The sequence below is a fragment of the Niallia sp. genome, from assembly GCF_031978665.1.
GTDB lineage: Bacteria > Bacillota > Bacilli > Bacillales > Cytobacillaceae > Niallia.
The window spans coordinates 104530-114036 of record NZ_DALZDK010000014.1; the positions used below are offsets into that span (position 1 = coordinate 104530).

Sequence of the window (9507 nt, forward strand, 5' to 3'; positions counted from 1 at the left end):
GTCTTACCGTTTAATTTTCCTAAATACGCTTATACTACCATTATTACAATTGCATGGATAAGGATGTGTTTAACTTGTTATCGACAGAGCAAATAAATCATTTAAAGCGTGAACTTGAAGAAAGAAAAGCAGATATATTGAATCGAATTGATGGATACGTAAGTGAAGAAAATGCACGGGAATCTGTTGGAGAATTATCTAATTATGATAATCATCCGGCAGATATGGGAACAGAATTGTATGAAAGAGAAAAAGACTTTGCGCTAGAACAGCACGATCAATCTGAATTAGATAGCATTAATAACGCCTTAAATGCAATCGAAGACGGCTCTTATGGAGTGTGTAAAGTTTCAGGCAAAGAAATTCCATATGAAAGATTGGAAGCAATTCCAACTGCTCTAACTCTTAAGGAATATAGCCACGACCAATTTATTGCATCTGATCGACCAGTCGAAGAAGATGTCTTGGAATTAGCGCATGGAAACCAATACCGTCACTATGATACAGGTGCTGTCAGAGACTACGAAGATAGTTTTCAGGAGGTTGCCCGCTATGGGACATCTGAGACGCCATCAGATTTAAGAGGAGATTTCGAAGATTATGGCAGCCTATATGACAGAGAAGACGATGATGAGGGCTTTACTGAGGACTATGAAACATTTGTAGCCACAAATATCGATGGTTCCGAAAGAACTGTTTATCGTTCTAAAGTACATGAAAAATATGAGCAAGCATTAGATGATGAAGGAATTGAAGCTCCTTTTGGCGATGTGCCTTACCATGAAACAGATGGATATACGGAAGATAATGAGGAAGAAGAGGAATAAGCCTCTCCACCTTTCTTTTAAAACTTAAAATATATAAAGGAGATTCCAGAAGAATCTCCTTTATATATTACGAATAGGGCTTTATATGCCAAATTTCATCAGCATATTGCTTAATTGTCCGATCGCTTGAAAAATGTCCTGACAAAGCAATATTCACAATACTTTTTTGTAGCCAATCTTGCTTATTCTTAAATGCTTGATTGACCTTTTCATGAATATTTGCATAGGAATGAAAATCCTTTAATACAAAAAACTGATCATTCTCTATTAGCAAGGAATCAAAAATTGGATCGAATTCATTGGATGGATGATCAAAGAAGCCATTTTTCAATTGATTGACCACCTCATGGATTCTATCATCATGGTAATAGTACTCCCGAGAACTATAGCCACCATTTTGATATAGTTCCAATACTTGATCAGGATTCATTCCAAAGATAAAGATATTATCGTCTCCCACTAAATCATGCATTTCAATATTGGCTCCATCTAGTGTTCCAACCGTTAGTGCGCCATTCATCATAAATTTCATATTACCGGTACCTGAAGCTTCTTTGCTAGCCGTTGATATTTGTTCACTAACATCAGCAGCGGGAAAAATATGTTCTGCTAAAGAAACACGATAATTTTCAAGAAAGACAACCTTTAGTTTATCTTGAATCCTTTTATCACTGTTAACTTTTTGAGCAACAGAATTAATTAGCTTGATAATTTTTTTCGCATAATAATATCCTGGAGAAGCTTTGGCTCCAAAAATAAATGTTCTTGGCTCCATATCAATAGATGGATCTTCCCTTAGCTTATTATAAAGAGACATGATATGAAGGACATTTATTAATTGCCTTTTATATGCATGCAATCTTTTTACTTGAACATCAAAAATAGAAGATGGATCTACTAGGATACCATTTTTCTCCTTAATAATCTTTGCTAAACTCTCCTTATTACGCTGTTTTATCGCTGCAAGATTTTCTTTAAAATTGATATCTTCCTGATAATCAAGCAATTCTCTTAATTGTGTGGGCTCATCAATCCATTTATCGCCAATTGTTTGCGAAATTAGATTTGCAAGCTTTGGATTAGCTTTTATTAACCATCTTCTATGCGTTATCCCATTCGTTTTATTATTAAACTTTTCTGGATAAAACTCATAGAAATTTGCCATTTCGCGTTTCTTTAAAATTTCCGTATGAATTTCTGCTACTCCATTTACACTATGGCTGCCCACTAATGCTAAATGAGCCATCTTAATCATGCCATGTGCAATTATTGCCATTTTCTCAATTTTCGAAAAATCACCAGGGTACTTATCCCATAGCTCTTTACAAAAACGCTCATTTATTTCATCAATAATCATATAGATCCTTGGTAATAAGGGCTGGAAAATATAGATCGGCCATTGCTCTAATGCTTCAGATAACGTGGTATGATTGGTGTAAGAAATAGTTTTCGTAGTAATATTCCATGCTTCAGCCCATCCTAATCCTTCATCATCCATTAATATTCTCATTAGCTCTGGGATTGCCAATACTGGATGTGTATCATTTACATGGATACTTATATAGTGATGTATTTCACTAATATTTTTATGTTGTTGCTTATAATTTCGAACAATGGACTGCAAGCTTGCAGATACTAAAAAGTATTGTTGTTTTAAGCGTAAGATTTTCCCTTCATCATTCGAATCATCTGGATACAAAAATCCTGATATCGATTCTGTTTCCCTCTTATAGCGCATAATATCTTTCACTTCTTTTGCAATTAAGGAAGATGGCTCTGCGTTCCAGAGCCTCAAAGTATTTACAGTTGTCGTATGGTAACCAATAACTGGCACATCGTGGGGTACTGCTGTTACAGTTTCGGCATTTAAATGCCGAAACTGTAACTTCCCATTTCTTTCATACATATCAATATTTCCCCAGAAATAAATATCCACCGCTAAATCTTCTTTTCTAACTTCCCAAACCTGTCCTTGCTTTAACCATTGCTCTGGCAATTCGATTTGATAACCATCAACAATTCGTTGTTCAAATAAGCCATGCTTATAGCGAATTCCACAACCATGTCCTGGCAAGTCTAATGTTGCAAGAGAATCTAAGAAGCAAGCAGCAAGCCTTCCTAATCCTCCATTTCCAAGACCTGCATCATGTTCAATATCTTCAACTTCAAAAAAATCAATACCAAGATCTGCTAATCCTTCTATTACTATTTGATCAATACCTAAATTAATAAGGTTATTATGAAGCAATCTTCCTAATAAAAACTCAATCGAAAGATAATAAACCTGTTTCTTATTTTTTCGACTTTGCTCATTTGTCTGAATCCAATTCGAGCTTACATACTCTCTGATCATGTGACCTAATGTTTGAAAATGATCACTGCTTGTTGTATCTTCAAAGGTTTTTCCATATGTCATCTCTAACCTTTGTAAAAAATACCTTTTAAAACGTTCCTTATTAGAAAACATGGGATTCACTCCTTGAGATAAGCTCTGCATATAATTGATTATACTTGAATGCAGATTGAGCCCAACTATTATCCATCGACATCGCATTCTTCATTAGTTTATGCCATACTTCTTTATCCTCTTTATAAAAATGAATACCTCTTCTAATCGTGTAAAGCATATCATGGGCATTAAAATTGGTGAAGCTAAATCCATTTCCTTCTTCTGTCCATTCATTATAAGAGAAAACCGTGTCATTAAGTCCACCTGTTTCTCTAACAATTGGGATATTTCCATATCGTAAAGCAATCAATTGACCTAATCCACAAGGTTCAAACTTTGAAGGCATTAGAAATAAATCTGCACCTGCATACATTTGATGTGCTAAGTTTTCATCAAATCCAATATAGGCTTTACATTTGTCTGAATACGTATTTTCCATTTCACGGAAAAAGTTTTCAAACTCCGGATCTCCTGTTCCTAATACAAGAAATTGTACATCCTCTTCCATTATTTCATGAAAAACATGTCTAACTAGTTCTAATCCCTTTTGGCTAGTTAATCTTGTTATCATACAAATTATTGGGATTTCTGGATCTTCCTTTAATCCAAACTTTTGTTGGATAAATCGTTTATTTTCTTGTTTTTTTTCTAAAGAAGAAACCGTGTAGTTAGCTGCAATTACTGGATCAGTTTCTGGATTGTAGGTTTCTTCATCAATTCCATTTATAATGCCATATAAATCAGACTCTCTCTGCTTTAATACATTATTCAGCTTCTCCCCATAATATTCTGTTTGGATTTCGTTTTTATAGGTAGGACTTACTGTTGTAATTTTATCAGTAGAGATTAGTCCCCCCTTCATCAAATTAACATTTCCATAGAACTCAAGATTATTGGGCGTAAAATAATAATCATTTAAATTAAATAAATCACCAAGAACACCTCTTGGTAATATTCCCTGAAACTGAAGATTATGTATGGTAAAAACAGTCTTAATATTGCTATACTCTTTTTTCCATTTATAGTCAGCATTCAATAAGAAAGGAATCATTGCGGTATGCCAATCATGGCAATGAATAATCTCAGGATAATCATCTAAGTAAGGCAAACTTTCTAATACAGCTCGATTAAAGAATGCAAAACGTTCCCCATCATCCCCATAACCGTATAAGCCACTTCTTTTAAAATACCACTCATTGTCAATAAAATAAAAAGTGATTCCATCCACTTCTAATTCTTCAATTCCACAATATTGATTTCGCCAGCCTACTGGAACAAAAAAATAACATCTCTTCTTTATATTAGCAAGTAAATGTGCTGGAATATCTTGATATTTTGGCATGATTACTGCTACATCTGTTCCTTGTTTTTTTAATTCTTTTGGAAGAGAACCAGCAACATCTGCTAGTCCTCCTGATTTTATAAATGGCACACATTCTGAAACTGCAAATAATACTCTCACGAATTCATCAACGCTCCTTGGACTGTTCCTTTTCTTACTACAAATGGAGAACTAGCAGTACCTATCATCACTGTACCACTTTCCACAATAACATCCTTATCTAAAATAACAGAGTCTAAATGACAATTTTCTCCAATTGTGCATTTTTGCATAATAATACAATTTTTTAAACTAGAACCTTTTCCGACCTTAACCGCTCTTGAAATAATACTATTCGTAATATCTCCTTCAATAAAACAGCCATTTGCTATCATGGAGTTTTTTACTTCTCCCTTATTTGTGTAACGAGTAGGTGGCTCATCTTTCACTTTTGTAAATATTGGTCTCTCTTTTATAAAAAGCTGATTCCATACTTTTGATTTTAATATATCCTTGCTTACACGATAGTAATTAGATATAGAATCTATTTTTTCGGCATAGCCGTTATATTCGTATTCACATATTTTTAGCTGATTATTAATATCTAACACTACATCCTTCATGCAGGTATAACCTGTTACATCTCTTGAATTAATTAAATCGATTAGCTTTGATTTTTTAATTAAATATACTTCTAATGATTTACCATTATTCGTGATCTCCGTTATATCACAACTAGAAGCAAGATGGCGTTCTAATGCAGGAGTAAAATCCATATTAAACACAGTAAAACAATTTGCAACTAACGCATATTCTTGTTTGCTTCTATGAAAATAATCCATATTTGCCGCAAAATGATTAAAAGATCCTATTCCATCGGTATTTGCATCAGAAATGGATGCGGGGAAGAAAAATAATCCATCTCTCTTTCTATCCAAGTCCCAGTTTTTTCCTGAACCTAAGTGGTCCATTAAAGAGCGATACTGATACTTTGGAAAAATAGCGACACTACCTATTCCAGAGTTTACCATATTAGAAAGAACAAAATCGATTAAGCGATATCGTCCTCCGATTGGAAGAGCAGCGAGTGTGCGGTGAGCAGTTAACTCTTCTAAATCTTCCATATTCGTTGTTGCATCAATTATGCCCAGCATTGATCTTATCATCTTAATCCCTCCTATCTAGTTTGTTAGGAAATCATTTCATTAACCATTTCTTCTGTAACTAGTACTACCTCATCTACGTTTTTTTTAGGTTTAATGACCATTCCATCTGGTATTGTAATGTCAGAAGGGACAATAGCCTTCTCAATATAAACATTGTTTCCAATCTTTGCATCAGGCATGATGACAGAACTCCGAATGATTGTCCCTTTTCCTACAGTAACCCCTTGAAAAACAATTGATTTTTCTAAATTCCCACTAATAATACAGCCTTCATTCACCATCGAATCTTTTACTAGAGCATCACAAGATATATATTGAGGTGGATGGTTTGGATTAACTGTATAAATTCTCCAATTATAATCAGATATATTTAATTTACTAGAATCATCCAATAAATCCATATTTGCTTCCCATAAACTCTGAACTGTTCCGACATCTTTCCAATACCCTTTAAATGGGTAGGCCACAACCTTTTTCTGTTTTTCTATTAATAAAGGAATAATATCTTTCCCAAAATCATGGGATGAATTTTTATTTAAATTATCCTCTTCTAATAATTCTTTTAATACTTTCCATTTGAAAATATAAATACCCATTGAGGCTAAATTATTCTTTGGATGTTTCGGCTTCTCCTCGAATTCAATGATATCCATTTCTTTATTTGTATTCATAATTCCAAACCTACTAGCTTCTTCCCACGCCACTTGAATAACAGAAATAGAAGCGTCTGCTTGTTTACTAATATGATATTCAAGCATCTCTTCATAATTCATTTTGTATATATGATCTCCTGATAAAATAAGAACATATTCTGGGTCATATTGAGACAAATAGTTTTGATTTTGATAAATGGCACTGGCTGTTCCTGTATACCATTTTACTTCAGATGATTCACTATACGGAGGCAAAACAGTTACCCCTCCATTAACACGGTCTAAGTCCCACGCACTACCTATTCCAATGTAAGAATTCAAAACCAACGGCTGATATTGCGTTAAAACTCCCACCGTTTCTATTCCAGAATTAGAGCAATTGCTTAAAGTAAAATCAATAATTCGATATTTTCCTCCAAAAGGAATTGCTGGCTTTGCTAGACTCTTTGTTAAAGAATATAGTCTACTCCCCTTTCCTCCTGCTAGAAGCATTGCGACGCACCGTTTCTTTGCCATTTCCCTTTCTCCCCTTCCGATGTTGAACTGGACGTAAAATGATCATACTAAAAGCTGGTATCGTTAATTGAACAGAATAAGGTTTTCCATGAAATTCTACTTTTTCTGCTTGTATTACTTTTTTATTTATATAATTAGCTCCACCAAATCTATCAGTGTCACTATTTAATATCTCTCGGAAAGAATTATTTAGAGGAACTCCCACCCTGTAATTTTCATATGTATGATAAGTAAAATTACAAATAACGACTAAATAATCCTCTTCTTTTTCAGCTTTACGTATAAAGGAGAATATGGACTGGTCTCTATTATTTACATCAATCCAATCAAAGCCCTCTCTCACATGATCCATTTGGTACAAAGGCTTAGATCTTTTGTAGATCTTTAATAATTCTTTCATATACTCATTTGCTTTTTGGTGCATCTCATAATCTAGCAACATCCAATCTAACTGTTCCTTATCTTTCCATTCTGCAAAGTGTGCAAATTCATTTCCCATAAATAATAATTTTTTTCCTGGATGTGCAATCATGTATCCTAAAAGAAGACGAAATTGAGCAAATTTTTGCCAATAGTCTCCTGGCATTTTATCTACTAAGGATTTTTTTCCATGAACAACTTCATCATGAGAAAATGGCAAAACAAAGTTTTCAGAAAATGCGTAATGTAGAGAAAAGGAAACCTTATCATGAACATGCTTTCTATTATCTGATTCAGTTTCCATATAAGTTAAAATATCGTTCATCCATCCCATATTCCATTTATAGTGGAAGCCTATTCCGCCATAATGGACTGGAGCAGTAACTTGTGGCCAATCAGTAGAATCTTCAGCAAACATCAATGCTGTCGGATCATATTGACATACTGTTTGATTAAGCTTTTGGAGGAAATCGATTCCATATTGATTTACACTGTTTTCATTTGAATTTGGCCAATAAATAATATTGGAAACAGCATCTACTCTAAATCCATCGACATGAAAATACTCCATCCAAAAAATAGCGTTTGAAATAAGAAAGCTCTGTACTTCTTTTTTTCCTAAGTCAAAATTTGCAGTTCCCCAAACATAATTCTCTCTATCTACAGGGGTGGCATAATCGAATTGACTTGTTCCGTCAAATTGGTATAATCCATGAGCATCCTTACAAAAATGGCCAGGAACCCAGTCTAAAATAACACCAAGTCCATGCTGATGACATTGATCGATTAAATACATTAAATCCTTCGGCTCTCCAAATCTGCTTGTTGCAGAATAATACCCTGTTCCTTGATAACCCCAAGATATATCAAGTGGATGTTCTACTAAAGGCAACATCTCTATATGTGTAAATCCTTGCCCAACAACATAAGGTATTAATTCATCGGCAAGTTCTCGATAGGAATAAAGATCTCCATTATCATGGATTTTCCAAGATCCTAGATGAACTTCATATATTGCTAGTGGTTCATTAAAATAATTCTTTTTTGCCTTTTTTTGTTTCCATTTTGCATCATTCCATTTATAGCCTTCCAATGAATAAACGATAGAAGCTGTATGAGGCCTTAATTCGGAGAAAAAAGCATATGGGTCAGCCTTAAGAAAAACTCTTCCATCAGATGCGATTAATTTATATTTATATATTGCACCTGTTAAATCCTCATTTACATTTAAAAGCCACACACCTTCGTTATTAATTCGCTCAAGGGAATAATCTTCACCATTCCAATTATTAAAATCCCCAACCAATTGAACACTAAGAGCATTTGGAGCCCATACACAAAAACTGGTGTAAACCTCTCCATTTTTATGATGAACATGGGAGCCAAATAACCTATAGCCCTCAAACAAGTTACCTTCATGAAATAAATGTAGTTGAAATTCTGTTGGATATACTGTCTCCACTGTCATCCTACTTTCTATTACAAATAATATTAAGTGACCAAACTTTACACTTTGTACATTTCAATTCCCTTTTTTCCCGTCTCCAAAACAATTTGCGACATTCCTTGCTAATATTGTACAAAGAAATAAAGGTGATTAATTTTAATATTCTATCAATAAAGTGTAAATCCTTTTTTGTTTTTAAAATTTTATGTTACTATAAAACTTTTTATGTTTAATTGACTAATTTAGATTGTGAATTTCTATCATAGATTTTCAATAATAAGAAATAATAAGAAGGATTTTTTTATAAGGAAGGTAAATTATGATGAGCAAAAGTGAAGAAGAATATCTTAAAGAGCAAACAGCGAAAGAAATCAATCCATTTTTTGAAGCTCCAGATCAAAAAATACTTGCTATTGATATGTTTAGGGGTCCCTATACTGGATTTCTTTCCGATTTTGATTTAAACAATCCGGGAAACAAATTGCTTACCAGTGAGGATAAATTGGAAGAAGACTTAAAACGGGGAAACTTTTAATAAAGTATAACTGCAATTCCCCATTCTTCTTCCATTTGGAGATTAGTGTCTAACTTATTCATTATTACAAGATAAACAAAAAACGGATAGCATATGCTATCCGTTTTTTTATGACCCGTACGGGATTCGAACCCGTGTTACCGCCGTGAAAGGGCGGTGTCTTAACCGCTTGA

The 9507-nt window shown here is 33.8% G+C and carries 7 protein-coding genes; 2 read left to right on the forward strand and 5 right to left on the reverse strand.

What is annotated here, in order from left to right:
• Positions 1 to 74: 74 nt before the first annotated feature.
• Positions 75 to 827, forward strand: coding sequence for a TraR/DksA C4-type zinc finger protein (locus tag RTL21_RS09845; protein WP_396954431.1), 753 nt, complete (start codon positions 75 to 77; stop codon positions 825 to 827).
• 67 nt (positions 828 to 894) lie between these two features.
• Here RTL21_RS09845 and RTL21_RS09850 read toward each other — a convergent pair whose 3' ends face one another.
• From RTL21_RS09850 to glgB, 5 genes are read right to left on the reverse strand one after another with little or no spacing between them, the layout of a single operon-like run.
• Positions 895 to 3294 (reverse strand): glycogen/starch/alpha-glucan phosphorylase, encoded by a 2400-nt coding sequence (locus RTL21_RS09850; RefSeq protein ID WP_312095704.1) that lies wholly within the window; start codon positions 3292 to 3294, stop codon positions 895 to 897.
• Positions 3284 to 4738 (reverse strand): glycogen synthase GlgA, encoded by a 1455-nt coding sequence (glgA, locus tag RTL21_RS09855; protein WP_312095705.1) that lies wholly within the window; start codon positions 4736 to 4738, stop codon positions 3284 to 3286. Before glgA ends, RTL21_RS09850 begins: the two co-directional genes overlap by 11 nt.
• Positions 4735 to 5763, reverse strand: coding sequence for a GlgC family sugar phosphate nucleotidyltransferase (locus tag RTL21_RS09860; protein WP_312095706.1), 1029 nt, complete (start codon positions 5761 to 5763; stop codon positions 4735 to 4737). The genes glgA and RTL21_RS09860 overlap by 4 nt, the downstream gene beginning before the upstream one ends.
• 23 nt (positions 5764 to 5786) lie before the next feature.
• Positions 5787 to 6932, reverse strand: a complete 1146-nt coding sequence (locus RTL21_RS09865) for a glucose-1-phosphate adenylyltransferase (protein WP_312095707.1) — start codon at positions 6930 to 6932, stop codon at positions 5787 to 5789.
• Positions 6880 to 8820 (reverse strand): 1,4-alpha-glucan branching enzyme, encoded by a 1941-nt coding sequence (gene glgB / locus RTL21_RS09870; protein ID WP_312095708.1) that lies wholly within the window; start codon positions 8818 to 8820, stop codon positions 6880 to 6882. The genes RTL21_RS09865 and glgB overlap by 53 nt, the downstream gene beginning before the upstream one ends.
• Before the next feature lie 298 nt (positions 8821 to 9118).
• Here glgB and RTL21_RS09875 point away from each other — a divergent pair, with 298 nt between their 5' ends.
• Positions 9119 to 9334: a hypothetical protein gene (locus RTL21_RS09875; protein WP_312095709.1), complete on the forward strand. Its 216-nt coding sequence runs from the start codon at positions 9119 to 9121 to the stop codon at positions 9332 to 9334.
• Positions 9335 to 9507: the final 173 nt, after the last annotated feature.

Bases quoted from the DNA above. Each gene is read 5' to 3' on its own strand.
- RTL21_RS09875 (WP_312095709.1), top strand. From the start codon at position 9,119: ATGATGAGCAAAAGTGAAGAAGAATATCTTAAAGAGCAAACAGCGAAA.
- RTL21_RS09865 (WP_312095707.1), bottom strand. From the start codon at position 6,932: ATGGCAAAGAAACGGTGCGTCGCAATGCTTCTAGCAGGAGGAAAGGGG.
- RTL21_RS09850 (WP_312095704.1), bottom strand. From the start codon at position 3,294: ATGTTTTCTAATAAGGAACGTTTTAAAAGGTATTTTTTACAAAGGTTA.
- RTL21_RS09860 (WP_312095706.1), bottom strand. From the start codon at position 5,763: ATGATAAGATCAATGCTGGGCATAATTGATGCAACAACGAATATGGAA.
- glgB (WP_312095708.1), bottom strand. From the start codon at position 8,820: ATGACAGTGGAGACAGTATATCCAACAGAATTTCAACTACATTTATTT.